Source organism: Paraburkholderia fungorum (assembly GCF_900099835.1).
In the GTDB taxonomy this organism is placed as follows: domain Bacteria; phylum Pseudomonadota; class Gammaproteobacteria; order Burkholderiales; family Burkholderiaceae; genus Paraburkholderia; species Paraburkholderia fungorum_A.
Genome location: NZ_FNKP01000002.1, coordinates 2,192,061 through 2,215,117, shown reverse-complemented (window position 1 = coordinate 2,215,117; position 23,057 = coordinate 2,192,061). Strand labels below are relative to the sequence as shown.

Genomic DNA, 23,057 nt, shown 5'->3' with positions numbered 1-23,057 from the left:
TCGGCGCATGAAAGATAAATCGAAGCAAGCGAGCGGAGAGCGGCTGCTGGAGGCCGCCAGGGTTTTGAAGGGTGCGGTCGGCCCTTCTGATGTCGCACGCCTGCTCGGCGTCTCGCCTCAAAAAATCACGAACTGGCTGTCGCGCGGGGTTTCCAAAGAGGGAATGCTGGATGCCCAGCGACTAATAGGATGTAGCGCGGTTTGGCTACAGACCGGCGAGGGGGAGATGATCGATGCATCTCGTTTGCATGTTTCTGGCAAACAGGATGAGTCGATCAGCGAGCAAACGCAGCGTGTAATCGATAAATTGCTGCCTGCGGGCAGCGGTAACTTAGTCACATGGGAGAAGCCGGAAGACCTCGAGCCCGACGCAGATCGGGTTTGGATCGACCGTTATGACTATCGTTACTCAGCGGGGAACGGTTTGATTCAATGGGAAGTACGACAAAAGAAAGCGCTGCCTTTTGATATTGGGTTTTTCAAAGCGCTGGGCGTCCGTCCGCAAGATTGCAAATTGGCTCAGGTTCATGGCCGGAGCATGGAGCCCTATTTGTTCAATCGAGACATGATGATGATTTGTACGGCGAAAACTCGGGTGAAAGATGGCCTGATTTATGCTGTCACCTTTGAGGATGAGCCATTGGTTAAACAGATCTTCAAGGAGCCGGAGGGGGCTTTGCGGCTCCATTCGTACAACCCGGAATATCCAGACAAGATAATTCTCGCCAGCCAGCTCGAGGGACTTCATATCGCTGGAGAAGTTATCTACCGATCAGGATCGGGGTTGGCGGGCGGTAACTGAAGCAGGTTGTCAGTTGAAAAAATACAAAAAACGGGGTTAGATCATGGCTCTCTTCAAGTGCCGAGAATGCGGCACGGAGATAAGCAATAAGTCGAAGGCGTGCGTCAAGTGCGGCGCGCCAGTCAAAAAGACATCGAAGCCGGCCGAGCTGGTGGCTGGCATCGTAGTTGTAGGACTGATGCTCTGGGTGGCTTCGAGCCTGATGAGTAGCGGCAAAGGTGATGCTCCCAAAGCCGCTGAGAGCCCAACACCGGTCGCCGCCGAAAAATGCAATGCCGACGACCTTCAATGCTTGGGCGACAAAGGCGTTGTCGCAGCCGGCGTGTACTGCCAGGACGACATTGAGCGGCTGGCGAAACATAGCGTGAAGTGGACTGATGGCACCTTCGAAACCAAGTTCAGCCGCTTCCGCTGGTCGAACAAGAAGGACGGGATCATCACCTATGTGGGCGACAAAGCCGAGTTTCAGAACGGATTTGGCGCTTACACGCCAGTCATATATGAGTGTGACCTCGGGCAGGACAACAAGACCGTGCTGGATGTCCGCGTACGCGAGGGCAGGCTGTCCAAATGAATGTCGGTCTATCGTCTGGACCGATAGCTTGCTTTAGTCCATCCATAGACGGCCGGTTGATTCGTCCAATCATTGTGGGAAGTTACTTCCGAATCTTTCCTTGGTTCGTTGCCGAACTCCCACGCCGAATAGGTTGTCGAACTTAACAGCCGAATACCTTGTATGTGTGTACAATTCACACATGTTAATAACGGTTTGGCCAAGCTTGGGCGGCCGGATACGTCAAACAAATTGAAGGCGCAGTAGCGCACACCAATGTCCGGGAAAACACCATTGTATAAGGCGGTCTTGGCATTTGCCGGACACGCAACTGCAGCTGCGGCACTGTTCGTAATCATCGGCCTTGTAGCTTTTCTGTTGGGAAGGTTCGTTCATCTGCTTGCGGAATGGGGTTTGGACCCGAACTTGGTGATAGGTCTCAGTGCTTTAGAGTATGTACTTTTTGGCTTTGACGTGATTTCACTCCTGTTCTTTTTGTTCAGTGCGTTCAAAGTTGCATATAGGGAGATGTCGGAATGAAAGATGCATTGAAGGTATTTGTTGATGCGGCAAGGGAAACGCCGCGCCTATACTTCGCACCTCTCGTAGGCGCTTTCCATGCTGCGGTGAAAGTCCAAGACACCATGATCAAGACGCAAAAGGGGGGGCGGGCTGGAGAGTTTGGAGCCTTCGAGGTCCGAGGCCGTCATGTTCACAAAAAGACTTCTACGCGGTGATTCTTAGCAAATAGCAACGAAGCCCAGCCCCGAGCTGGGCTTTTTCATTTCTGCCTCTGCGCAAACCCCTCCCGCCACAGCGTAGCGCCTACTGACGTCAGTAGCGCCAGGTCGTCACCCTCAAAACTCTCCCATCGATCGGCTAGCCAGCCGGCGAAGCCAGCGCACGCCTCATCAATCGGTATGCCCGCGCGACCCTCCACATTCAGGCGCTCGAAGATCGTGATCACGTCGAAGGGTTTCATGGCCGCCTCCTAAACACGTGTTTACAAGCTTAGTCCACATACCCCTCCTCTGTTACAAATTTCTTGAGCGAAATGAAACATCGTGTTTGACACGTGTTTAAACATGGTGTTTAATAGAGTCCATACCAAGCAGCACCACCCCGCACCAACAACGTCACATTGGAGAGCGCTATGCAAACCGAAATCTGCAAGATCACGTTCCTCGATGGCTCCTGGCTTAAAGCCGAGCTGCCGACTGGCGGCGACATGATCGGCTACGTGTTGGACAACTTCGGCATGTTCAGCGCGGTCGAGGCTCTTGAGGCAGACGATGCCGCGGTCGTGGCAGCACAAGCAAAAAAGATTGATCGAGTTAAGGCGGCGATTCTGAAGCATACGGGCCGCACCTTGCCGGCGTCAGCAGTGCGCGTAACGCAGTACGCGTTTCGCATCGAGGCGTTTGATCACGAAGGCATTTGCGTTTTCGCGGATCGGATCTACGGTCAGGACGATGAGCTGTACCGACTTGGGGTTGACCGTTTTGGCTTGATGCTTGTTGCCAGCCACTAAATCTTAGACCGACAGACTCACTGGAGAGCGATATGTCTTGCAACTGCGTACGCGACAACGAGGCTCGACTTGCTGAGCATTATTCGAAGCAGCTCGGCGTTGCCGCGAAGGTTGAGGCGAAAAACGTCGCGATCGTGTTTGGCAGTGGCGTGAGCGAACGGCCGTATCTGCCGTACGCAATCAAAGCCGACAGGCCGGGCTTCAAAGGCGCGAAGGGGAAGGAAATCAGCATGTTCTTCAACTTCTGCCCGTTCTGTGGCGGGTCGACGGAAGAAGCCAAGGCTGCCGCCTAAATCTCAAACCAACCGCATAGCGGGAGAGGGGAAGGGATGCTGATTTTATTCCTGCTGCCTCTAATCGAAGTGTGCGTACTTCGAAAGTGGCAGCTTAACCAAGTAAGGGCGCTTCGCTCGCAGCGAGCGCCAAGCCGGTTGGCAAAGTTGGATTACGGCTAACTGGTGCGTCACCCGGTACGCACATCGGAGTGACGCCGAAAACGGAATTGGATAGAGATAAAGGTCGAAACCGGTCGCGGAGAACGCAGCCGGTCTGAGCGTAACGCGCTCACTGACGAGACCGTGATTTACCGCAGTAGAGGAACACAGGCGCATAGCGTCGCCTGGTCAGGCAAAGCTCTTTAACAATCGAATTCTGCGGCCTCCTTCGGGACTAGCCGCACGGTCTGATCAAATCGACCGTTACGTGACGCCAGAATCTCTGCGCTAGGCCGATGTTGGCTACCAGATGAAGGAAGCGGCGAATGTCACGAGAAGATCAAAACACGCCGGACCCTGAGCCGATCAAAAGGGTGTTGCAGCGGCCGGCGTGTGTAGCAGCACTGAAGCGAACGCATTTCGCTCCCTGTCAAAGTAATCCGGCGTAAGGCCGGTCGACTCGGTGAGACAGCGCCTGATAGCGCCTAGATTCAGATCCGAGAGCCCTGTTAGAAATGGCGCGGCTTAATGAGACCGGAAACACCAGTAGGAAACTCCCTGACAAAGCGACGTGCGTTCTCTTGAGTGCTGACGCACTACCAAAAGCGCCCGAAGCCGCGACCGCCAGGCCGGATCTGAGGGGTAGACAGCCGCGATATCCCAGGCTGGCGGCTCGGTGGAAGCCCGAGCCAACCAACTAGCTTTGATGGAATCGGAATGCGCAGGCTGATGCGCCGTCGCTACAGTAGGGCGCCCGACGACATTGCTACAGGTTGTGCCGGAGATCAGCGCCGGCCCGATTCCATGAAAGCTAAACCACTGGATGTTTTTGGGATGGGAATGCGCAGACTGATGCGCACCGCCGGGGTTGTCACTCTGCCTACGGGCGCCGGAAACGGTGGCGACTAGCTAACCTCTTGATGCTGGAGATCAGTACCAGCCCCATTCCTAAAACATCTAGATCACATTAGGGGATTGATGATGACTGAAGAGAAGATTCGCGAGATCGCCGTGAAGGTCTACGGCACGGAAGCAACCGAGCAGGAAATCCGGTTTGCGCATGAGCTGCTTTCAGCGACGACACCTGCCGCGGCGTGGCGCACGAATGGCGAAGCAGATCCCCACGGCAGCCATTACGACTGTGAGCGCGCTGCACTGACGCTCGGCAACCTGACCGACGACGAGTTGGCCAACGGCGCGTTCATGAACTACGACGCAAAGCTGTCGATCGACGACATGCTGAATCCGAAGCCGGGCCAGCACATGCCGATCGTCTGGATGACAGCGGTCAAGGATCGAATTCGCTGGCTGTCGCGGGCGTTGGTGAAGGCGCAAGGGGCGGCACGCGAATCTGTTGATCTGCCTTATGTGGAGCGCTTCAGCGAAAGCAGCGGTGAAGGTGGCGGCGTCTATCCCGACCACGATAGCGGCGACTTCGTGCGCTATACCGACTACGTCGCTTTGTTTGGCTCTTTAACCGCGTCGACGTAACCAACGTCTTCATCCGCATCGGCACCTAACAAGCCGTCAGTACAACTTATTTGGAGAGGGATATGCATCGAGAGCGACTTGAGCAGATGGTGACGATGCTGCGCGGGCTGCCGGTGGACGCAGAACCGAAGTTTCACCTGAGAACGTGGAACTGCGGAACAACGGCCTGTGCAGTTGGCCATGCATGTTTCTATCAGCCCCTGATAGATCAAGGTCTGCGCTGGAATTCTATGGATCGAGTTCCCGAATTTGAGGGTGAGGAATCGTGGGATGCAGTTAGGGGCTTTTTCGGACTGGGGCGAGAAGATGCTGAGTATCTATTTTATGACGAGTGTTATCCGTCATACGGGGAATTCACAACTGCAATAGATGTGGCAGATCGGATCGAGCAACTCATTGCAGGTACAAGCGTGTGATGCCCGCCCAACGCGCAGTCCACCGCTTGATAGCGGCGCTTGCCAAATTGCCCCATCAAGGATGGGTCTACCGGTCTGAAGCAAAAACCCGGACGGGTAGGGTGATTGAGAGCCACCTAGTGCGTCTCGATGATATCTGCTGGTGCTGAAGATGAAACCATTCAATTTGCAACGCGCCCTTGCTGGCGATCCGATCCTAATCCGATCCGACAAATCAAGTCCGTGGTATTCGGATGCTTGGGTAATTGGAGAAACGAAAAAGGGTCGACCAATCATTGAATGGCCCGATGGCGATGCGCGAGCCATTAGCAATGTCGAAGAGCGCCTGCGTATGGCCCCGAAGAAGCGCACGGTATTCGTGAACCTGTACCCGCACGAAAGCCTTTCCCGCATTGGGTCGTACACAACATGGAATACGGCTGAAAAAGCCGAGGAAGCAGCAAAAGGCGAGCGGTCACTTGTCGTCGCTGTCCCCATCGAGATCGAGGAATGACATGAACCCCCACCTCTACTGGATTCTAGCCGCCTCACTAGTCTGTGCTGCGGCAATTGCATGGAGCTGTACGCATCGGGGAAGTGAGTCGGATAAACAATTGGGGGTGGAGTGAAAAAGATCGCACTAATTCTTGCGCTTTGCGCGATGGCCGGCTGCACCGACGAAACAGCGGCTCGCAAAGCGCTGGAAGCGTCGGGCTTCACCGACATCAAACTGACGGGCTATTCGTTCTTCGGATGCGACAAGCACGATACGTTTTCAACCGGATTCGAAGCGCGCGGCCCGAAAGGGCAATTCACCGAGGGCGTTGTCTGCTCAGGCTGGATGAAGGGCGCGACGATCCGGTTCAACTAGGAGCAGCCATGCGCGAATACACCACCAATGATCGTGAATATTGGGCGTACCTCGGCAACCTGATCAATGGCGTTCTTAGCGATCGAGAGCGGCAAGACGACTGGCTCGCGTGGCTCCGCTTCCGCGCCAAGGTGATTGGGCCGTTGGATTGAATGACTAAGCGACGGCCGCTGTAGTTTTTTCTATCGCCGGGGTCCGTGGAATTCGGACTATGAACACAGCGCCCAGCCGAAGGTGGCCTTGAAACATCGGCAGATGCAGCGTTACAGGTGCCTCGTTTCTGAAACTCCCTCCTGGCTTCAAGAAAATGCTTGGTGTGGCTCCCTCCGGTGAGATAAGGGCTGTGCCTCGTCGCTAGTAAAGAAGTGCGTGATGCATCCGGCTGGTCCACGAGACGGACCGCTCTGACGAATTCCAGTGCGAGACGCTGCAATCCGCCAGGGTTCCAACCATATTAAATCGCACTCCTACAGGAGATCGCCGTGGGAAAACGAGCAAATCAAGCGGTTTGGGAACTGTTTCGCCCCGAACCGGAGCAAGACGACGAACCGGAATACGACCCCAACGATGACTGGGAGGCCGGATTCAGCGACTGGAAGCACAACCGGGATGATGACCGGGCTGTGCCAGTGCGCGTGAGGTTGTTCGATGAGATGAGGAGTGCGGGATGAGCGAGATCAAGCACACGGCAGGACCGTATGAGCGAGTCGGAACTACCGTCTTTGCTCTGCAGCATTACGGATGGCGGAAAGGCGAGGAGCAGTTCTGCAACCGTGTCTATGCGAATGTGCAGGCGGGTCCGGGATGCTCTCCAAAGGAGGCGGAAGCCGTCGCGATGCTCTTTCAAGCCGCGCCAGAACTGCTCGATCTATTGATCAAAGCGCGCCGCTATGTCGGCCTAGTCCCGTGCGATGCAGTGCCGAGCGATGACCCAATTTACGGCGTGATGGATGACATCGACGCCGCAATCGCGAAGGCCACCGGGAGCCAGTCATGAACAAGATCGTCGAATTGCTGATTCGCGCGATTCCATATCCAGATCAGATGCGGGATTTTGATATCTCGCAGGATTCTGTCGAGTTCTCGTGGCGCGGAACGCGTTACCGGGTCACCAAAAGCTTCGGCGTGGACGAAGTGGGCGACGGCGTGTTGATCGGAAGCGATCGAGCGATTTTAGTGCGAGCGTGCATCGACTTCGCCAGAGCAAAGGACATGTCATGAGTTCCACCTACTTCGAAACCGAAGACGCGAAGGTTTGCATTAGCGACGCTGCCTACGCCGCCCTCGCCGACGAACAACGAATGCAGCGCCTTGATCCTATCTACGACAAGGTGAGATTTGCATCACTCGCTGGCGCACTGGTTTGTATTGCTGCGCTGACTGTTAAAGCGGCATTGGGAGTCTGACATGACCGATTACAACGAAGCACAACGCAAGCAGACGCTCCGGGAAATGAGCGAGTACGTCGACAGTATGGACGAGCGGCGCGAGCGTGCGATTGAGGCACTGGGAACGAAGTACTTGCTGCACCCGGCGAATCGCGTTCAGCGTCGGACGGTGCCGTATGGGAGTGCGCGATGAAATCGCCGATGGTCACGAATCTCGATTGCGTGCCTGACAAGGATAGCTACACCGAGCTTCGGGTCTTGCGATCGGCGGCCGGCTACTACGTCGGAACGCTACACACAGATGAAGATGGGTTCACTGGACCCGGCTCGCGCGATTCAGACTACTTCCGCACAAGTCAGGAGGCGGAACGGTTTCTGAGAATGGTGAGCGAGGTTCCGAACCCTAATGAATATCTAAGGATGGAACCATGACCGACTTCTACATCGTTAGCCTGAAGCACACGCGGCGGGAGCATCTGTACATCACATTCTGGCGCCCGAACGACGCCGGCTATTCCTACCCGCTGTCCTGGTCTGGCAAGTATTCAGAAGCTGCAGTTCTAGCTGACCTCGGCTACTACAACAGCGGACATAGCACGGTCGCTGTTCCATGCTCAGTTGTCGAGCCGCTTAGCGAAGCGCCCGAGCGAGGGCAGATCGATAACGACGCCGGGCCGGTCGTCCGGAATATCGCCGAGCACTGGAATGTGCTTCTCGGGAATGCGATCCGGCCGCCGCTTCGGCAACCTCAGCCCCAATACAAGGGCGCACCCAGATACAAGGAGGCCGCGTGAGCGAGTCTAAAGAACTGACGATTCCGGAGCGCGCAGCAATCGCACTCGGATCGGTCGAAAACAAGGTCAAGCTCCGCGAACTCGTCGCGCAGTCATCGACTATCGCAGAGATTAAGAACAAAGCTGCGCGGGAACAATGCCACGCTGCAGCAATGGCCCTGCGAACTCGACGCACCGACATTAGAAAGGTCGGCAAGGACGCCCGAGACGAAGCCACCAAGTTCAGCAAGGCCGTTATCTCTGAAGAGGACGCTCTTGTCGCGATTATCGAGCCAGAGGAGCAGCGCCTGATTACGCTTAGGGATGCATGGGACGAGGCCGAAGCCGCAGAGAAAGCGGCCAAAGCCGCAGCAGAAAAAGCCCGCGTCGACGCCATCCGCAAGCGCATCGCCGAAACCCAAGCTATCCCCTCAACGCTGGTCGGCAAGTCATCCGAGACGATTGCCGCAGCAATCGAGAGTCTGGAGGCGGTCGAGATCACGCTTGAGACTCACCAGGAATTCGCTGGTGAGGCTGAGGTGGCGAAGCTTGCCGCAGTCACGAAGCTGGGCGAGATGCTGACTGCGCAATTGGCTCATGAGGCGGAACAAGCACGAATCGCCGCAGAACGTGAAGCGATTGAGCAGCAGCGTGCCGAATTGGCCGAGCGGGAGCGCATTGCAGACGAGCAAGCAGCCGAAGCGGCCCGGATTCAGGCTGAGAAGGATGCGGCCGTCGCAGAACAGAAGCGCCGCGAGCGCGTTCAGTTTGAACTGAACGGCCCGGGCGAGTCGGAAATCATCCGCGTATTGGCCGAGCAATTCAAGGTCACGCCAGAGGTCGCGTTGGGCTGGATTGCGACGTTCGACATGGCATACGCAGATCAGATGGAGAAAGCAGCATGAACGAAGTAATCGAAATGCCACGGCGCGAGAGCGCCGGCATCGTTGCAGGTGAGGTGCATCAGTTTTCCGCGATGGAGATTCGCCAGCGCGTGAATCTCGTGCAGGAAGTGATGCGCTCCATCATGAAGAGCGAAACACATTACGGCGTGATTCCCGGCACGAAGAAGCCGTCGCTGTACAAGCCGGGCGCAGAAGTTCTCTGCGTGACCTTCCGCGTCGCGGATAAGTACGAGATCGAAGACCTGACTGTTGACGGTATGGCCCGCTTTCGAGTGCGATGCGTCGGCATCCATCAGGTAACTGGCGTCGTGCTAGGTGAGGGGATGGGGGAGTGCTCATCCCACGAGGAAAAGTACAAGTGGCGCGGCGCTATCTGCGCGGAGGAATTCGAAGTCACACCCGAAAACCTACGCCGTTTGAAGTTCGCCAAGTGGAACAACAAGGTCGAGAAGAAACAGCAGATTCGCACCGAGTCTGCCGACCAGGCGAACACCATCCTCAAGATGGCCTGTAAGCGCGCCAAGATTGCCATGACGCTGAACGTCACCGCTGCGTCTGACATCTTCACGCAAGACATCGAAGACTTGCCAGAAGAGTACCGGCACGACGACGAGCCAGGTGAGCCGGTGCTGAGCGCGCTGGGAATCAAGTTGGTGGCCGAGGCAAACGCGGTAACAACGCGAGACCAGTTCGACACGCTCTGGAAGCGGGCGGTCAAAGAGATCAACGCCGCCAAAGACGCCGCAGCATCCGATGCGTTCAAGACAGCGATGGCGGCGAAGAGCAAGGCACTCCCGGCAAAGCCGACCGATCTGCCGCCGCGCGAACCCGGTGTCGACGACGCGGAGATGGAAGCCGAGTTTCAGCGTCAACTTGCAGCCGAAGGAGGCCAGTCGTGAAAATCATCGAATGTGCGCAAGGATCGCGGGAATGGCTGCAAAGCAGAGCCGGTTGCATCACGGCGAGCATGTTTGCAACCGCTCGAAAGAAAGTCGGAGATCTCGACGACCGCCAGAAGCAATTCGTTGCGCTGCGACTTGCGGGAACGCCCGAGAAGGCTGCCGCCGAAGCCGCCGGATACAAGGTAACGCCCAAGTCGGACATTATTAACCGAGCGCTGAACGGCGAAAAGGTCGGGGACTATTCAGACGCAGCCAAGGATTACGCGTTCCGTTTGGCGATTGAACGCATCAGCGGCGAGCCACTGGATGAGGGATTCGAGACTTGGAGTATGCGCCGGGGGCATGATCTGGAGCCCGAGGCTCGCATGGAACATGAAGCGAAAACTGGCCTTTTCGTGAAGCGAGCGGGGTTCGTGACGACCGATGACGGACTGTTTGGAGCGAGCGCAGACGGGCTTATCAATGAAGATGGCGGCAGCGAATACAAGTGCTTCGTCGCTCCTGACAAACTGCGCGCGATCCTGCTGGATAACGACTTCACCGAGGTGCTTGAGCAGGCGCAGGGCTGTCTCTGGCTGACCGGTCGCAAGTGGTGGCATATCGGATTGTACTGTCCGGCGCTTTCGCCAGTCGGCAAGCAATTCACGATGGTCGAAGTTCAGCGCGACGACAATTTTATCGAGGCGATGGAGAAAGACCTCTGGCAATTCGCCATGCTTGTTGCCCAGTACGAGAAGCAGCTTCGCCAGCAAGCCGCTTAACCCTCACGCACCACTCACCGCAAGGGATGAAGCCAACCAGGCGTGAATCTCCCTGAATACGCGGTGTAGTGGTGCGCCCCCTCGCATCAACTCCCAGGCGTAATTGGTCCCTACGCTTGGAGTGTGTTCGGCCCTCTACTACGAGGGCCATTTTTTCGACAAGGAAAATCATGCAACAACTTCAGATTCCGCCGCTCGCAGAGGGCGAAGTGTACGTCGGCGCGATCGGCGACAAGAACGGTGATTTTTATCACGTAGTTCTGCTGCCAGGCGATAGCGACGATGCGACGTTCGATGACCAGCTCGCGTGGGCGAAAAGCATCGGTGGCGGTCTCCCGACGCGGGTAGAGCAGGCGATGCTTTGGGCCGGATTCCGCGATCTGTTCCAGAAGGATTGGTACTGGAGCAACGAGACGCACCACCGTGAGAGCGGCTGGGCCTGGTTTCAGAACTTCAGCAACGGCTACCAGATCCTCAACGCCAAGGTCGGCCACTGTCGTGCCCGTGTCGTCCGCAGATTGCCCATTTAATCATTCAGTAATTTTCAGGAGCGCATGACATGACGGTGACGCTTGAGGCTATCAAGGCCGAACAAATGAAGGTTTCGAAAATGATCGCTGAATTCGAGCGACAAGCAGCTACGTCGATCATCCAGATTGAGGCGGCTGAAATTTCCTTGGCGCCGGGCGAGAAATACGCGGGCGTGATTATTGGCGAGGACGGATCACCAGGCCATCACGTCATTCTTCTTCCCGGCGAGGCCGAGACAGTCGATTGGGCGGACGCTGGAAAGTGGGCCGCGGAGCAGGGCGGCGAATTACCGAACCGGCGCGAACAGTCTCTGCTCTTTGCCAACCTGAAGGGCGAGTTTCAATCGGCCTGGTATTGGTCGGGGCAGCAGCACGAAACGAATAGCGGCTGGGCCTGGTATCAGGACTTCAACTACGGCCACCAGAGCCACGGCGACAAGGACTTCCACTGTCGTGCCCGTGTCGTCCGCAGATTAGTTATTGAATAATTTAATAATTAGATTTCATGGCCATCCATACGAGTTTGCCGATTTACAAAGTAGCGTATGACCTGCTGGATGTGGTCACCGATCTGGTCAAGAACATGCAGCGCGATTTCAAGCGTTCGATCGGCGAGAAGATCAACCTCGAGTGCATTGAGATAACGGTGTTGGTGTTCAGAGCGAACGTCGCTCAGGACAAGGCGCCACATCTGATGGAGTTGCTTGAGCGGCTTGAGGTTATCAACCTTCTCGTCCGGCTGGCGATGGACAAGCGGTTGATCTCCAAGAAGGCGTATGCAGCAGCGGTCGAGCTAACCACCAGCATCGGCAAACAGGCTAACGGATGGCGCAATTCCGCACGTCGCCCGCTTCATGGAAGTCAAGGCCTTCATGACTGAGCGATATTTCAATCTGGTCGTGCCGCTGGCTCACGAGGCCACCGACATGCGCACCATGGAAACCAGCCGCGAGCATGCGGACAGGTCCAGCGCAGTTTCCCAGCCGAGCAATCGGACGGAAAACGTAGATAGCACGACACATGCGGCTGGGCCTGGTATCAGAACTTCAACAACGGCAACCAGAACAACAACGACAAGAACAACCACTGTCGTGCCCGTGTCGTCCGCAGATCGAAAACCCTTTTCATTCGCCGAGTTGGTCGAAGCCTATTTCGACTGTCGGCGCACGAAACGGAACAGCAACAGTGCATTGGCGTTCGAAGTGCATCTCGAGCGCAACCTTCGTGGCCTCTACGACGAACTTGTCGACGGAAGCTATGCGCCGGGGCGCTCCATATGCTTTGTGATCACGAGGCCGAAGCCGCGCGAAGTATGGGCGGCAGAGTTTCGCGATCGCATCGTGCATCACCTGCTCTACAACCACATCGGCCCGCAGTTCGAAAGATCATTCATTGCCGATTCATGTGCCTGCATCACCGGTCGCGGGACGCTGTATGCAGCAAAACGTCTCGAATCGAAGATCAGGAGCATTACGCAGAACTGGTCTCGCCCTGCGTTTTACCTGAAGTGCGATCTGGCGAATTTCTTTGTCTCGATAGACAAGGACATTCTGCGAGGTCTCTTACTGGCGAAGGTATCAGAGCCATTCTGGGCATCGCTGACAGAAACCGTGCTGATGCACGATCCACGGGAAGACTTCGAGTTCCGCGGGAATCAGAGGCTGCTGGCGAAGGTTCCGCCTCACAAGCGCTTGATGGAACAGACCGCGAATCGGGGTTTGCCGATCGGCAATCTATCGAGCCAGTTTTTCGCCAATGTTTTCCTCGATGTGCTCGACCAGCGCGCCAAGCACGTCCTCGGAGCGAAGTACTACATCCGTTATGTGGACGATTTCATATTTCTGCACGAGTCGCCAAAGCGGCTCAACGAGATCCTCGCGGACGTCACCGAATTCCTTCCAACTCGGCTCGGCGTTCGCCTGAATCCGAAGAAAACGATTCTGCAGCCAGTCGATCGCGGAATTGACTTTGTTGGCCACGTCATCAAGCCGTGGTCGCGGTCAACTCGGCGACGAACGGTTACTGAGGCGGTACGCCGTGTGAGCCGAGTGTCACCTGATGATTTCCTAGCGGTATCAAACAGCTATTTCGGTTTGCTCAATCAAGCACCGAGCAGCCACCACGACCGCGCTCAGTTGGCCAATGCTATCCGCCAACGGGGCCACGCAGTCAACAAGGCATTGACCAAAACATACCGTGGAAAGTGATATCTGCCAGACGAATAAACGGCAGATATCTGTATCACAAATAAACCTGAACGCGAGACGAATATGAGCTTCGACTACATCCGCAAACACTACGGCGTGCCCGCTGAGCGCGGTCGTCAGGTCACGTGTTACGGCGAAACCGGTGTGATCGTGGGCGCAGATGGTCATTACCTCTGCGTGGTCATCGACGGCGACAAGAGCGAGGAAGAGCGCCGTTATCACCCCGTCGACAAGGTCGTCTACGGCGACATCATCGACGCCCCCGCGCTGCGCGAATGGAAGTGTCTGCTGCCGCGCGACAGGTGGGATGACTGGGATAGCCCGGCAGTGTTCACTGTGAGCGCCAGCACGCGCAGCAAGGCCAGATACAAGGCTTTCGTTGATCTGAGCGACTGCTACGACCTCGAAGGCAAAGACCTGATCTGCATCCGCGTGAAGGCGGTCCCTCGGGTGCATGCGGAACCAGATAGCGAACCCGGACTGACCGGCGATCCTGACGATGATCTGCCGTTCTGACGCCCCACAGATAAACGCTTTTTCTGCGATTGACTGAGAGAGACGATATGAAACGAGTTGTCTGCTATTCCGGCGGCCACAGTTCAGGGCTTGTAGCGATCGAGGTCGCTCGCCGGTTCGCTGGCGACGAGATCGTCTTGCTGAACCACGATCTGCCGTTCTGGACTGAAGACGCCGACATCAAGCGGTTCAAGCGAGAGGTCGCTGACCATCTCGGCCTGCCAGTGACGTATGCAAGCTACGCAAACGCGCAGCTCGACCAGTTCGACGTGACTGTCGCGAAGAAGGCGTTCAAGGTGGACGGCGGTCAGGAGTTCTGCACCAGCGTGCTGAAGACTGAGCCGTTCATGAAGTGGATGGCGGCCAACGCCAACCCGGAAAACACGGTCTGCTACTACGGGTTCGACTCCAACGAAGCCGGACGCATCCAGCGACGTTCTTCGATCATGGGCGCAATGGGCTGGAAGACGGACTATCCCGTTGCCCTGTGGGCGGACCGTACGATCGTCAGTACCATGGAAATCGGCGTTTCCCTGCCGAACACATATGGCGTATTCAAGCACGCGAACTGCGTCGGGTGCCTCAAGGCTGGATGGCAGCACTGGTACGTCGTGTACTGCACGCGGCCCGACATCTGGCTGAAGGGAAAGTGGGCCGAGGACGAGATCGGCTATTCGATTCACCACGACGAAACTGGCGCCGTCTATCTCGAAGACATGGAAGACCGTTTCGCGCGCATGAAGGCGGCCGGCATTCCGGCGACCGAACACATCCAGCCACAGCGTTTCTGGGCTCAAGCGAAAAAGATCATTGCGGTACGGCCGATCTTCGACGCCAAGCCGTGCGAATGCATGTCCTAACCGCCTAACCCCTTACCGCCCAAATAATCATGACCGAATCTAATACTGAAGCAGTGACGCTGAAGCCATGCCCGTTTTGCGGCGCGTCGGCAACGATGCACAAAGTCGCTCGAGATTGGTGGCGCATCGTCGCACATCACGATTCCGATTGCATCATGGACGATTGCCATGCGCCGACCGTGCCACAAATGCCGGGTCAATGTGAATTGCTCGCTGCCGCATGGAACCGCCGCGCCGCTCTTACTTCCGATGTAGCGCAAGCGCCGACACCGCTTGCAAACGATAGCGACTGGCGCGACATCGATTCGATAATCCGAATGCTTGCATACGCCGACGCAGCGAACCGGCAGCGGGCAGCTAGTCTGCTCACGAAGATGCGCGCTGTTATCGCCGCACCCGTCGCTCCCACTCCCGACCGCAACGCGATTCTGGAAGAGGCGGCAAAGCTCTGTGACGAGCGTGAGGACTGGTATGTGAAAGACGATTGCCGCGGGCAGGCTTGCGCCGCTGCGGGCTGCGCGAACGACATCCGCGCTCTCGCCGCTACCGCTCAATCGGACGCGGAGAAAAAATCGTGACGACCTCATACCCGCTCCAGTGGCCTGCTGGACGCCCGAGAACTGCTGCACATCGCCGGGCGCGTGCCAACTTCACCACATCGTTCGCAGTGGCACGCGACAACCTGCTGGCAGAAGTCAAACGGCTCGGCGGCCGAAATCTGGTGATCTCGACGAATGTGCCACTTCGCCAGGACGGGTTGCCCTACGCCAGCTATCGCAAGATCGACGACGAGGGTGTCGCTGTGTACTTCACGCTCGACGGCGAGCAAATGAGCTTTGCGTGCGATCGGTGGGATCGGGTCGAGCACAACATGCACGCCATCGTAAAGACCATCGATGCGTTGCGTGGCATCGCCCGCTGGGGCACCGGCGACATGATGAAAGCGGCATTTACTGGCTTCACGGCACTGCCGTCGCCGACCACGGTGCGTACGTGGCGCGAGGTGCTCGGCGTAGCTGCAGATGCTCGGGATATGTCTCTGGTCCGCGCCGCTTACCGGGTTCTGGCGTCGCGTCACCATCCGGACAAAGGCGGTTCTCACGAAACCATGACCGAATTGAACGCAGCGCTTGCACAGGCCGAGAAGGAACTGAACCCATGACCACCTCTAACCAGCTCGGAGCGATGATGACCGACGCAAAAAATATTATCGATTCCCTAAGAAAGCAGGCCGCGCAAATCGCCAAAGAAGGCCACTTCGGGTGGGGCAATATCGATAACGATGCCGCAGACACTATCGAGCGGATGGTTGCGCAAATCGCCCTGCTATCTGCAAGCAAACCTGCCGCGTACGTGAACGGCTTCGAACTGGATAGCATGCTGCCCGACGATGAAACCGCCGGCCCAGACCGTACGCCAGGAATTCAGCGAACGCAGAGCCAATTTCGAAGTGTGCCGCTCTATCGGACGCCGCAAATTGCCGCGCCAGCGCAATCGGGCGAGACGATCTATCAGGTACTCGACCCGATCGAAGGCGGCTGGAGCGATGGCCCGCGAAGCCTGTATGACGCAACCGATGGCGCGTTTCGCCGCATTGTCTACACCGCCCCTCAACCCACCCAGCCCGCGCCAACTCGACACCAGTTTGCATTCGCTGCGCTCGATGAGGCGGCGAAGATTTGCGATGCAGTTGCCGAACGGTTCAGCGAAGAGCCTCGCGCCCAATACGCCGCCGATCTGGCCGCGCAAGAGATTCGGATATTGGCCGACCAGTGGAAAGCTGTCGCGGCTACGGCGCGCGAGCCGGTGAAAGCTGGCGAGCGGCCTGACCCGAACGACATTCAGGGCTGGTCGGTCACGGTCAATGTGAACGCTCAGGACATTCTGACCATCGGCCACAACAGCCTGAGCGGTATCGACGGCATCGAAGATTTCGCGCAGGTCGTGCGCAACTGCGCCGAGCACCTTCTCTCGTTCATCGGCAAACCCGAGCAATCCGCCGTGGTGCTGGACGGTGAGCGGGCGATCATTCCTGATGACATCGCTTACGCACTGAGGGTCTACGGCGATGCGCGAGCGGGCAACGGCGATAGTGACGCGACGCTTCGTTACGTTGTGCGCCTCATTCACCAAGCTCTAGCCCGCGCCGCATCCCCGCAAGCCACGGCGCCAGACTGCCAAGCCTGCGGCGATGGAATCACTGCGCACGATCCTGGTATCTGCGGCAACTGTTTCGCGATGAAGTACCGCGACGCATCCCCGCAGGCCAATTGGATCAGCGTCGAAGACGGTCTTCCGAAAGATGGTCAATTGGTTCTGATCGCATTTTCCGATGGCGGCATCGACTTTTCGCATCGGCATAGCCATCGAGGCGTAGCGGGCTGGAGTGGCGTCCACCCGGTGCATCATCAACCTCCCACGCATTGGATGGTACCGCCGACGACGCCCGCGGATATAGCTGCCGAGCGGCCAGCAAGCGGAGGTGATCAGCCGGCGCAGGAGGCGTGATTCGCGTTACTGGCCGTCGCCGGTTGAGCAACTGAGCCTATGATTTTCGGCGACCGGTCCGACAGAACAAAGGACGTGATTCCATCGATCCCATACAGCGAACTCGTTGCGAGGCGAAGGAGAGTATCTCCACATCCAAGCGGCAACGAAAAGCGCTATCGCCGCAAGAAAGATAGCTGCCCAAGCTGGTGTGATCCGACGCATAAGAACCCTGAGTGAAATTTTTTCCGAATCCTAGCATGACCGCAGCAGCACAACGAATACCGGAGAATCAGATGAACACATGGACCTTCGAATCCGCCCTCGACTGGATCAAGGGCAACTTCCGCTGGCCCGGCGGATTCATCAAGCCGCGCGTCGGATATGTTCCGACCGATATGGATCGGGAGGCGATTCAGTGGTTGGTGGATAACGAGCAGTTTGCGTTTGAGGAGGTGGCGGCATGAAAATGGCCCGTGCATCAGATGCAGATATCGAAGCCGCGCTGACCGTATGTCGCATCCTTGAAGATTTGGACAAGCGCTATATGCCGTCCAACGATGATAGCGAAGACCTTGAATTTTTCGACCGCGACGACGCCGAGCAGTGCCAGAAGGTAGTTGGCATGTTGCTGGATGCGACCAGTCAGACAAGTCTGTTTCGCGTCGTTTTCGGAATGTCAGTCGTGCTTGACCCGCGCAATGAACTTCTTGACCCAGACGCCGACACGATCGAGATTCACCCAAAGATTGCGAAGGCGCTCGAAGCAATGAAGGATCACGCATGAACCACATCCTAAACCGCCGCACCTTTATGGAACAGGCCTACGCCTACACGCGAGCCCGTCAACCGACAGCCCAACTCATCGCCGGCCTATGCACGTCATTCGCGCAGATGATGGCCGACGACACTGCGGGGAAAGTGGCCGTAGCGTTGCCAGATGGGATTCGGGTGGTGAGAGAGCCGACTGCAGCGAGGAGGGCGTGATGATCCACCAAAAGCAAATCCTATGGTTCGACCGACGCGTCACGTTGGCATGCGACGGCCAGTGCAATAAGGCATGGGGGATAAATAATCGACCCAAGGTCGACTTCGACCCAGACGAGCCAGATGACTACGCCTTTCTTGCCGACCATGAGCTTGGCGAAGCACCGAGCAATCCGGGCGTTTGGGAGGGCGGTCATGGTAAGCCGTTCGGGCCTGACTACATGAACAAGTGGTGTGCTCGGGAGTGCGAGCGCAGCGGCATATTCGAACACGGCGAAGAGATCGATCTTAGTAACTACTCCGCGCGTGTCTACAACATGCCGAGTCGGCATAAGGATGTGACATGAACGACCAATGCAGCCACGGTATCTCGTGGGGAAGCAAATGCCTCGACTGCGACGTCGCTCGCGCCCGCGAGATAGTTAGCCGGTGGGGCGCTTATGTGGATGAGTCACGGATGGTGATTGCTGAGGCGCAGGCTTCAGAGGTTGAAATTGCGAGGGAGCACGCGCAGTGATGGAAGCGGCAGTACAACGGGTAATTGAGACCACGAGAGAATCTTGGAGCGTAAAGTGAAGAACGATCCCCTCATCTACAAAATCAGCGTCACCATGGAAAAACTGAGTGTATCGCGAGCTACCATCTACCGGCTTGTCTCGCGAGGCGATCTCAAACTGGTGAAGATCGGCACGGCCAGCGGCATTACCGCTGACAGCGTGAGGAATTTTATGGATCGCCTGCTTGAAGCAGCTTAATCAGGCGGATTAGACATGCGCAAGGGTGGGGGGAGTGGGTTCGCGTTCGCAGCATTCAGAGACGAATTGGGCCCAGATATTGAGCGCTTCACGGCGCTCAGGAATGTCCTCGCGCACATCATAAATCCCCTCCATCCCTCGCATCTTGTGGCTCAAGGCAAGTTCACTGATCTCGCGCGATACGCCCATGTTGCGCATGTGCCCCTTGGCCGTACTGCGGGTATCGTGAGGCGTGAAACGACGTATTTTCAGGCGACCCGCTTCGAATGCATTATTCAGTGAGTCCAGTAACGTCTTTCGCCCAATGTGAGTGTCGCCGTGCTTGGCGCGGCGGCCGGCATGGCGGGTCGGCAGCAGCCAATCCGAGTCCCCGGATAGCGCCCATAGCTCATTAATCCATGCGACGACCGGAGGCGCCAACGGGACGAGAAATCCCATCCGGGTCTTCGTGTTCTCGTCTGGAACTATCCAGATTCCTCGGTCACGATCGATAAGGCTCTTTTCCGCCTTGACGAGTTCGCTGGTGCGCACGCAAGTCGCCAGAAGAATTCGCAACATCAAGCCATTCTCCCGGCCGATCTTGCTGTCGATGTCCGGCAGTATCGTTCCGAGTTCATTCTTTGCGAGCATGATGCGTTTCCGGACGGCTGGCGCTTTCCCCAGGATGGCTTCAAGTTCGATTCCATAGGCTGGATTGACGTCAATCAGCCTCTTGCCGACGCCACGACTAAACAGTTGCTTTGTGGTAGTTAGCAGCTTTTTTGTTACCTGCCAGGATCGGTCGGCGTTCTCGAGCATGAAAACGATATCGGATGGCCGCACCCTCCTTACCTCAAGCGAGCCCAGCTTGGGTCGAAGGAAGGTATCTATGTTCCGTGTGTGTTCTTCGATAGTTCCGGCTGCCAGCGGCGGCGTAAGAACCTTCTGGGCGAATTCGTCGCATAATTGACTGACAGTCATTGCGGTAGCTGTGCGCGCCTTCTCCGTCTTCTTGTCGGCCGCCGGGTCTTCGCCACTATCGATGGCCACCCGATGCATGCGCGCCTGCTTCCGAGCTGCTGCTAGCGTCAGGTCGGGGTAGTTGCCGAGCGTGAGTTCGCGTCTGCGCTCGCCTCTGCTATAGCGCAGCACCCAAGTTGCAGTACCATTAGCGGAAAGGGTGAACGTCAACCCGTCGCCATCAGCTTTGGCGACGGGATTTTTTTGTGCAATCCAGTGACGGATCTGAACGTCATCTAGCGCATGGAAGATGCGTGGCATGGTGGTAGCTGGTGGTTCGGGGATGAGCCATTATAGAGTCGCTAGCTACCACCTGGGCTACCATAAAATAGTGCGCTGCGCGGATTCACAAGGAGACGCCCAGAGTTTCATTGCCTTGATTTGAAATAACATTTTGACTCTATGTGAGACACATGGAGACAGCCAGGTAGAGAAAATGACATATTGTGTCGGCATGGCCGTCGACGACGGGCTCGTATTCCTGTCGGACACCCGCACCAATGCGGGCGTCGATCACATCAGCACCGCGCGCAAGATGTCGGTGTTCGAGTTGCCGGGCGAGCGCATGCTGGTGCTGATGGGCGCCGGCAACCTGTCGCTCACGCAAGCCGTGCTGCACGAGTTGTCCGAGCCCGCCGACCCGTCCCAGCCCACGCTCTGGAGCGCGCCCACCATGGCCGACGCGGCGCGGGTGATCGGCCGCGCGGTGCGTTGCGTGCATCAGCGGGAAGCGGAGGCGTTGCAGGAGTTCGGCGTCGACTTCAATTGCAGCTTCATTCTCGGCGGACAGATTGCGGGCAACCGGCCGCGCCTGTTCATGATCTACGCGGCGGGAAATTTCATCGAGTCGTCGTCGGTGAATCCGTATTTCCAGATCGGCGAGGCCAAATACGGCAAGCCGATCATCGACCGGGTATTGACGCCGTCCACGCCGCTCGACGAAGCCGCCAAATGCGCATTGATCTCGATGGACTCGACGCTGCGCTCGAACCTGTCGGTCGGCTTGCCGCTCGATCTGCTGGTGTACGAGAAAGACACCCTGCGCGTCACGCGTTTCGTGTCGATCGATCACGACAACGCGTACTTCGAAATGATTCACCGCACGTGGGGTGAGCGCCTGCGTCAGGTATTCGGTGAGATTCCCGACCCGGACTGGCAGGATTCGCCGAGCGTGCCGGTGTTGCAAAGAGAGCGGGCGCTGGTGCTGTATCGCGCGCCGGTGGGCGCCGATGGCATCGAGCATGAGCACGATGTGAAGCCTGCGCAGACACTGGCGCAGGCGGAGAAAGGGAAGTCGCAGCGGCGATAGGGGGTGTCTGGGGTGCTGCGGGTTGTGCCGGGCACCCTGCGTCTTCCAGATCAAGGCCGCCTGCAAGTCCGATAACGGGTTTGCAGGCGGCCTTTTTCTTTTGCGGCTGTCGGCAATAACGCAGAATCGCAGGACGAAAAAAAACCAGCCATCGGCAATGCCTCTGGCTGGTTTTTTACTACGCGAGCTTTTCAGCTGCGTAGCAAGTCCATTTAGAACTTGTGACGGATGCCGACGCTAACCATGATCTGGTTGTCGGTGGACGACTGATTGCCGTACGAACCGATCGAGGCCGTTGCGCCAACCAGACCGCCGCCCACGCCAGGCACGCGCTGTTCGCCGCTTGCATGTTGCCATGCGCCAACAGCGTAGAAGTCAGTGCGCTTGGACAGCGAGTAGTCCGCGCCCAGCGACACCTGGTTATACGTCGCCGATGCGTCGCCAGTGCCCTTCGTGTACGCGTAGCCCAGGCCCAGCAAGGCTGCCGGCGTTACCTGATAGCCAAGGTATGCGCGGCCGACGTTGAACTTCTGCGTCGAACCGAAGGTCGATGCTGCGTCCGGCTTGTATTGCGCGTTGCTGTAGCTCAGGTTACCCGTGATCGGGCCGACCACGTACTGAACAGCCGCCGAAGCGATGCCGATCGACTTTGCGGTCGCATAAGCTGCGTTGATGCCTGCATTGGCCGCGAACGACGAGTCGAACGTGCCGCCTGCCGTGCTGGTCCAGCCGTCGCGGAGGGCTGTCGTGTTGTTGTTGTCTGCGCGGAGGTAGCCGGCAGCGATGCTGAACGGACCCGTTGCATAGGTTGCTGCGCCTGCCCACGTCTGGCCCGAACCCGTCGAACCTGCGGCGCCGCCCAGTGCGTACATACCTTCGAACTGGAAGCCCGAGAACACCGGCGAAACGTATTTGATCGCGTTGTTGACGCGGAAGCTGTTGTCGTTGTTGTCGACGTCACCCGGCGTAGCGAACGTGCTGCCGAAGTAGTTGTCGCCCGTCAGCGGCTGAACCAGGTCGACGATCGGGTCGTACTGGCGACCCAACGTTGTCGTACCGAACGAGTCCGACGTGAGGCCGACGTACGCTTGACGACCGAACAGCAGGCCGCCGTTCATCGAACCGTTATTGACGTCAAAGCCATTTTCCAACTGGAAGATCGCCTTCAGGCCACCGCCGAGGTCTTCCGTGCCTTTCAAGCCCCAACGGCTACCTTGCAGGTTGCCTTGATACAGCTTGACCACGCTGCCGCCTTGCGGGGTGGCATTGTTCACGTATTGGACCGATTCGTCGATCAAGCCATACAGGGTAACGCTGCTTTGAGCATGGGCCACGCCGGTGACGCCTAGAAGCGCCAGCGAGACGGTAGACAGTGCGATTCGTTTCATCATTTCTCCACGCGATGATTAGTTTCGTTGTTGCGAAAAGGAGAATAGCGCACCGACCTGATCGGCAAGAACAGGAAAAAAAAGACTGTCTCCAAAAACAGACAACGAGCGCAAAGCCTTGTATTTAAAGCGTGTTAACGATTATTTCTGTTTTAGCAATATTTATTCGTTGACGCGGCATTATTGTTGTTTTGTTGACAGTGATGATGTCGG

Annotated in this window: 34 protein-coding genes and 1 pseudogene; 32 read left to right on the top strand and 3 right to left on the bottom strand. The window is 57.2% G+C overall.

Going from position 1 to position 23,057, the window contains the following annotated elements:
• Nucleotides 1–7 precede the first annotated feature (7 nt).
• The 3 genes from BLS41_RS25695 (at nucleotide 8) to BLS41_RS39150 (ending at nucleotide 1,895) form a co-directional block, all read left to right on the top strand.
• Complete coding sequence (locus tag BLS41_RS25695; protein ID WP_074771181.1) at nucleotides 8–802, top strand: S24 family peptidase; 795 nt, start codon at nucleotides 8–10, stop codon at nucleotides 800–802.
• 43 nt (nucleotides 803–845) lie between these two features.
• Nucleotides 846–1,376, top strand: a complete 531-nt coding sequence (locus BLS41_RS25690; RefSeq protein ID WP_074769945.1) for a zinc-ribbon domain-containing protein — start codon at nucleotides 846–848, stop codon at nucleotides 1,374–1,376.
• Nucleotides 1,377–1,631: 255 nt separating this feature from the next.
• Nucleotides 1,632–1,895, top strand: a complete 264-nt coding sequence (locus BLS41_RS39150; RefSeq protein WP_171910308.1) for a hypothetical protein — start codon at nucleotides 1,632–1,634, stop codon at nucleotides 1,893–1,895.
• Nucleotides 1,896–2,136: 241 nt separating this feature from the next.
• Here the strand turns inward: BLS41_RS39150 and BLS41_RS25675 are convergent, their stop codons facing one another.
• Entirely contained in the window at nucleotides 2,137–2,337 is a 201-nt protein-coding gene (locus BLS41_RS25675) for a hypothetical protein (protein WP_074769939.1), read from the bottom strand.
• A gap of 171 nt (nucleotides 2,338–2,508) precedes the next feature.
• On the opposite strand from BLS41_RS25675, the gene BLS41_RS25670 reads away from it, so the two are divergent.
• From BLS41_RS25670 to BLS41_RS25540, 28 genes and pseudogenes are all read left to right on the top strand, one after another.
• Entirely contained in the window at nucleotides 2,509–2,886 is a 378-nt protein-coding gene (locus BLS41_RS25670; protein ID WP_074769937.1) for a hypothetical protein, read from the top strand.
• 32 nt (nucleotides 2,887–2,918) lie between these two features.
• Nucleotides 2,919–3,179: a hypothetical protein gene (locus BLS41_RS25665; RefSeq protein WP_074769935.1), complete on the top strand. Its 261-nt coding sequence runs from the start codon at nucleotides 2,919–2,921 to the stop codon at nucleotides 3,177–3,179.
• Nucleotides 3,180–4,301: 1,122 nt separating this feature from the next.
• The gene (locus BLS41_RS25660) at nucleotides 4,302–4,811 is read left to right on the top strand and encodes a hypothetical protein (RefSeq protein WP_074769933.1); all 510 of its coding nucleotides are present in this window, start codon (nucleotides 4,302–4,304) and stop codon (nucleotides 4,809–4,811) included.
• Nucleotides 4,812–5,378: 567 nt separating this feature from the next.
• Nucleotides 5,379–5,720, top strand: a complete 342-nt coding sequence (locus tag BLS41_RS38605; RefSeq protein ID WP_143026360.1) for a hypothetical protein — start codon at nucleotides 5,379–5,381, stop codon at nucleotides 5,718–5,720.
• 111 nt (nucleotides 5,721–5,831) lie between these two features.
• Nucleotides 5,832–6,077, top strand: a complete 246-nt coding sequence (locus tag BLS41_RS25650; protein WP_074769928.1) for a hypothetical protein — start codon at nucleotides 5,832–5,834, stop codon at nucleotides 6,075–6,077.
• Nucleotides 6,078–6,085: 8 nt separating this feature from the next.
• Complete coding sequence (locus BLS41_RS39145; RefSeq protein ID WP_171910307.1) at nucleotides 6,086–6,229, top strand: hypothetical protein; 144 nt, start codon at nucleotides 6,086–6,088, stop codon at nucleotides 6,227–6,229.
• 515 nt (nucleotides 6,230–6,744) lie between these two features.
• Nucleotides 6,745–7,074: a hypothetical protein gene (locus tag BLS41_RS25640; RefSeq protein WP_074769924.1), complete on the top strand. Its 330-nt coding sequence runs from the start codon at nucleotides 6,745–6,747 to the stop codon at nucleotides 7,072–7,074.
• Nucleotides 7,071–7,298, top strand: a complete 228-nt coding sequence (locus BLS41_RS25635) for a hypothetical protein (RefSeq protein WP_074769922.1) — start codon at nucleotides 7,071–7,073, stop codon at nucleotides 7,296–7,298. Before BLS41_RS25640 ends, BLS41_RS25635 begins: the two co-directional genes overlap by 4 nt.
• A complete protein-coding gene (locus tag BLS41_RS25630; protein WP_074769920.1) occupies nucleotides 7,295–7,483 on the top strand; it encodes a hypothetical protein in 189 nt (62 codons plus the stop codon). Before BLS41_RS25635 ends, BLS41_RS25630 begins: the two co-directional genes overlap by 4 nt.
• 1 nt (nucleotide 7,484) lies before the next feature.
• Nucleotides 7,485–7,658 carry a hypothetical protein gene (locus tag BLS41_RS39140; RefSeq protein WP_171910306.1) on the top strand — a complete coding sequence of 58 codons (174 nt, stop codon included), beginning with the start codon at nucleotides 7,485–7,487 and terminating at the stop codon, nucleotides 7,656–7,658.
• Between the two features lie 235 nt (nucleotides 7,659–7,893).
• A complete protein-coding gene (locus tag BLS41_RS25620; protein ID WP_074769916.1) occupies nucleotides 7,894–8,259 on the top strand; it encodes a hypothetical protein in 366 nt (121 codons plus the stop codon).
• Nucleotides 8,256–9,143 carry a coiled-coil domain-containing protein gene (locus tag BLS41_RS25615; RefSeq protein WP_074769914.1) on the top strand — a complete coding sequence of 296 codons (888 nt, stop codon included), beginning with the start codon at nucleotides 8,256–8,258 and terminating at the stop codon, nucleotides 9,141–9,143. Before BLS41_RS25620 ends, BLS41_RS25615 begins: the two co-directional genes overlap by 4 nt.
• Nucleotides 9,140–10,042 carry a hypothetical protein gene (locus BLS41_RS39390; protein ID WP_074769912.1) on the top strand — a complete coding sequence of 301 codons (903 nt, stop codon included), beginning with the start codon at nucleotides 9,140–9,142 and terminating at the stop codon, nucleotides 10,040–10,042. Before BLS41_RS25615 ends, BLS41_RS39390 begins: the two co-directional genes overlap by 4 nt.
• Entirely contained in the window at nucleotides 10,039–10,806 is a 768-nt protein-coding gene (locus BLS41_RS25605; RefSeq protein WP_074769910.1) for a lambda exonuclease family protein, read from the top strand. Before BLS41_RS39390 ends, BLS41_RS25605 begins: the two co-directional genes overlap by 4 nt.
• Nucleotides 10,807–10,976: 170 nt before the next feature.
• Nucleotides 10,977–11,336 carry an Lcl C-terminal domain-containing protein gene (locus tag BLS41_RS25600; protein ID WP_074769908.1) on the top strand — a complete coding sequence of 120 codons (360 nt, stop codon included), beginning with the start codon at nucleotides 10,977–10,979 and terminating at the stop codon, nucleotides 11,334–11,336.
• 29 nt (nucleotides 11,337–11,365) lie between these two features.
• Nucleotides 11,366–11,824: an Lcl C-terminal domain-containing protein gene (locus tag BLS41_RS25595; RefSeq protein WP_074769906.1), complete on the top strand. Its 459-nt coding sequence runs from the start codon at nucleotides 11,366–11,368 to the stop codon at nucleotides 11,822–11,824.
• A gap of 17 nt (nucleotides 11,825–11,841) precedes the next feature.
• A complete protein-coding gene (locus BLS41_RS25590) occupies nucleotides 11,842–12,216 on the top strand; it encodes a four helix bundle protein (protein ID WP_074769904.1) in 375 nt (124 codons plus the stop codon).
• Between the two features lie 322 nt (nucleotides 12,217–12,538).
• Complete coding sequence (locus BLS41_RS25585; RefSeq protein ID WP_074771180.1) at nucleotides 12,539–13,543, top strand: RNA-directed DNA polymerase; 1,005 nt, start codon at nucleotides 12,539–12,541, stop codon at nucleotides 13,541–13,543.
• Between the two features lie 63 nt (nucleotides 13,544–13,606).
• The gene (locus BLS41_RS25580) at nucleotides 13,607–14,059 is read left to right on the top strand and encodes a hypothetical protein (RefSeq protein WP_074766812.1); all 453 of its coding nucleotides are present in this window, start codon (nucleotides 13,607–13,609) and stop codon (nucleotides 14,057–14,059) included.
• A gap of 47 nt (nucleotides 14,060–14,106) precedes the next feature.
• Nucleotides 14,107–14,919 (top strand): adenine nucleotide alpha hydrolase family protein, encoded by an 813-nt coding sequence (locus BLS41_RS25575; protein WP_074766811.1) that lies wholly within the window; start codon nucleotides 14,107–14,109, stop codon nucleotides 14,917–14,919.
• A 29-nt stretch (nucleotides 14,920–14,948) separates the two neighbouring features.
• A pseudogene (locus BLS41_RS40135) lies at nucleotides 14,949–15,143 on the top strand (hypothetical protein); the annotation flags it as partial.
• A 93-nt stretch (nucleotides 15,144–15,236) separates the two neighbouring features.
• Nucleotides 15,237–15,497: a hypothetical protein gene (locus BLS41_RS39685; RefSeq protein WP_253189687.1), complete on the top strand. Its 261-nt coding sequence runs from the start codon at nucleotides 15,237–15,239 to the stop codon at nucleotides 15,495–15,497.
• Entirely contained in the window at nucleotides 15,494–16,081 is a 588-nt protein-coding gene (locus BLS41_RS25565; protein WP_074766807.1) for a J domain-containing protein, read from the top strand. The genes BLS41_RS39685 and BLS41_RS25565 overlap by 4 nt, the downstream gene beginning before the upstream one ends.
• Nucleotides 16,078–17,427 carry a DUF551 domain-containing protein gene (locus BLS41_RS25560; protein WP_074769902.1) on the top strand — a complete coding sequence of 450 codons (1,350 nt, stop codon included), beginning with the start codon at nucleotides 16,078–16,080 and terminating at the stop codon, nucleotides 17,425–17,427. Before BLS41_RS25565 ends, BLS41_RS25560 begins: the two co-directional genes overlap by 4 nt.
• 275 nt (nucleotides 17,428–17,702) lie before the next feature.
• On the top strand, nucleotides 17,703–17,873 hold the full coding sequence (locus tag BLS41_RS39135; protein WP_171910305.1) for a hypothetical protein: 171 nt from the start codon (nucleotides 17,703–17,705) through the stop codon (nucleotides 17,871–17,873).
• Nucleotides 17,870–18,193 (top strand): hypothetical protein, encoded by a 324-nt coding sequence (locus tag BLS41_RS25555; protein ID WP_074769900.1) that lies wholly within the window; start codon nucleotides 17,870–17,872, stop codon nucleotides 18,191–18,193. The genes BLS41_RS39135 and BLS41_RS25555 overlap by 4 nt, the downstream gene beginning before the upstream one ends.
• 199 nt (nucleotides 18,194–18,392) lie before the next feature.
• Nucleotides 18,393–18,740 carry a hypothetical protein gene (locus BLS41_RS25545; RefSeq protein WP_074769896.1) on the top strand — a complete coding sequence of 116 codons (348 nt, stop codon included), beginning with the start codon at nucleotides 18,393–18,395 and terminating at the stop codon, nucleotides 18,738–18,740.
• Between the two features lie 225 nt (nucleotides 18,741–18,965).
• Entirely contained in the window at nucleotides 18,966–19,148 is a 183-nt protein-coding gene (locus BLS41_RS25540) for a helix-turn-helix transcriptional regulator (RefSeq protein ID WP_171910304.1), read from the top strand.
• A gap of 9 nt (nucleotides 19,149–19,157) precedes the next feature.
• Here the strand turns inward: BLS41_RS25540 and BLS41_RS25535 are convergent, their stop codons facing one another.
• Nucleotides 19,158–20,408, bottom strand: coding sequence for a tyrosine-type recombinase/integrase (locus BLS41_RS25535; RefSeq protein ID WP_074769894.1), 1,251 nt, complete (start codon nucleotides 20,406–20,408; stop codon nucleotides 19,158–19,160).
• Between the two features lie 175 nt (nucleotides 20,409–20,583).
• Here BLS41_RS25535 and BLS41_RS25530 point away from each other — a divergent pair, with 175 nt between their 5' ends.
• Entirely contained in the window at nucleotides 20,584–21,456 is an 873-nt protein-coding gene (locus BLS41_RS25530; protein ID WP_074769892.1) for a proteasome-type protease, read from the top strand.
• A 212-nt stretch (nucleotides 21,457–21,668) separates the two neighbouring features.
• On the opposite strand, the gene BLS41_RS25525 is transcribed toward BLS41_RS25530, so the two are convergent.
• Entirely contained in the window at nucleotides 21,669–22,844 is a 1,176-nt protein-coding gene (locus BLS41_RS25525; protein ID WP_074769890.1) for a porin, read from the bottom strand.
• Nucleotides 22,845–23,057: the final 213 nt, after the last annotated feature.

Bases quoted from the DNA above. Each gene is read 5' to 3' on its own strand.
- BLS41_RS25525 (WP_074769890.1), bottom strand. From the start codon at position 22,844: ATGAAACGAATCGCACTGTCTACCGTCTCGCTGGCGCTTCTAGGCGTC.
- BLS41_RS25695 (WP_074771181.1), top strand. From the start codon at position 8: ATGAAAGATAAATCGAAGCAAGCGAGCGGAGAGCGGCTGCTGGAGGCC.
- BLS41_RS25535 (WP_074769894.1), bottom strand. From the start codon at position 20,408: ATGCCACGCATCTTCCATGCGCTAGATGACGTTCAGATCCGTCACTGG.
- BLS41_RS25530 (WP_074769892.1), top strand. From the start codon at position 20,584: ATGACATATTGTGTCGGCATGGCCGTCGACGACGGGCTCGTATTCCTG.
- BLS41_RS39390 (WP_074769912.1), top strand. From the start codon at position 9,140: ATGAACGAAGTAATCGAAATGCCACGGCGCGAGAGCGCCGGCATCGTT.
- BLS41_RS25575 (WP_074766811.1), top strand. From the start codon at position 14,107: ATGAAACGAGTTGTCTGCTATTCCGGCGGCCACAGTTCAGGGCTTGTA.
- BLS41_RS39145 (WP_171910307.1), top strand. From the start codon at position 6,086: ATGCGCGAATACACCACCAATGATCGTGAATATTGGGCGTACCTCGGC.
- BLS41_RS25560 (WP_074769902.1), top strand. From the start codon at position 16,078: ATGACCACCTCTAACCAGCTCGGAGCGATGATGACCGACGCAAAAAAT.
- BLS41_RS25690 (WP_074769945.1), top strand. From the start codon at position 846: ATGGCTCTCTTCAAGTGCCGAGAATGCGGCACGGAGATAAGCAATAAG.
- BLS41_RS25665 (WP_074769935.1), top strand. From the start codon at position 2,919: ATGTCTTGCAACTGCGTACGCGACAACGAGGCTCGACTTGCTGAGCAT.
- BLS41_RS25620 (WP_074769916.1), top strand. From the start codon at position 7,894: ATGACCGACTTCTACATCGTTAGCCTGAAGCACACGCGGCGGGAGCAT.
- BLS41_RS25675 (WP_074769939.1), bottom strand. From the start codon at position 2,337: ATGAAACCCTTCGACGTGATCACGATCTTCGAGCGCCTGAATGTGGAG.
- BLS41_RS39135 (WP_171910305.1), top strand. From the start codon at position 17,703: ATGAACACATGGACCTTCGAATCCGCCCTCGACTGGATCAAGGGCAAC.
- BLS41_RS39140 (WP_171910306.1), top strand. From the start codon at position 7,485: ATGACCGATTACAACGAAGCACAACGCAAGCAGACGCTCCGGGAAATG.
- BLS41_RS25630 (WP_074769920.1), top strand. From the start codon at position 7,295: ATGAGTTCCACCTACTTCGAAACCGAAGACGCGAAGGTTTGCATTAGC.
- BLS41_RS39150 (WP_171910308.1), top strand. From the start codon at position 1,632: ATGTCCGGGAAAACACCATTGTATAAGGCGGTCTTGGCATTTGCCGGA.
- BLS41_RS25590 (WP_074769904.1), top strand. From the start codon at position 11,842: ATGGCCATCCATACGAGTTTGCCGATTTACAAAGTAGCGTATGACCTG.
- BLS41_RS25670 (WP_074769937.1), top strand. From the start codon at position 2,509: ATGCAAACCGAAATCTGCAAGATCACGTTCCTCGATGGCTCCTGGCTT.
- BLS41_RS25635 (WP_074769922.1), top strand. From the start codon at position 7,071: ATGAACAAGATCGTCGAATTGCTGATTCGCGCGATTCCATATCCAGAT.
- BLS41_RS25600 (WP_074769908.1), top strand. From the start codon at position 10,977: ATGCAACAACTTCAGATTCCGCCGCTCGCAGAGGGCGAAGTGTACGTC.
- BLS41_RS25555 (WP_074769900.1), top strand. From the start codon at position 17,870: ATGAAAATGGCCCGTGCATCAGATGCAGATATCGAAGCCGCGCTGACC.
- BLS41_RS25580 (WP_074766812.1), top strand. From the start codon at position 13,607: ATGAGCTTCGACTACATCCGCAAACACTACGGCGTGCCCGCTGAGCGC.
- BLS41_RS25660 (WP_074769933.1), top strand. From the start codon at position 4,302: ATGACTGAAGAGAAGATTCGCGAGATCGCCGTGAAGGTCTACGGCACG.
- BLS41_RS38605 (WP_143026360.1), top strand. From the start codon at position 5,379: ATGAAACCATTCAATTTGCAACGCGCCCTTGCTGGCGATCCGATCCTA.
- BLS41_RS39685 (WP_253189687.1), top strand. From the start codon at position 15,237: ATGCTTGCATACGCCGACGCAGCGAACCGGCAGCGGGCAGCTAGTCTG.
- BLS41_RS25545 (WP_074769896.1), top strand. From the start codon at position 18,393: ATGATCCACCAAAAGCAAATCCTATGGTTCGACCGACGCGTCACGTTG.
- BLS41_RS25595 (WP_074769906.1), top strand. From the start codon at position 11,366: ATGACGGTGACGCTTGAGGCTATCAAGGCCGAACAAATGAAGGTTTCG.
- BLS41_RS25640 (WP_074769924.1), top strand. From the start codon at position 6,745: ATGAGCGAGATCAAGCACACGGCAGGACCGTATGAGCGAGTCGGAACT.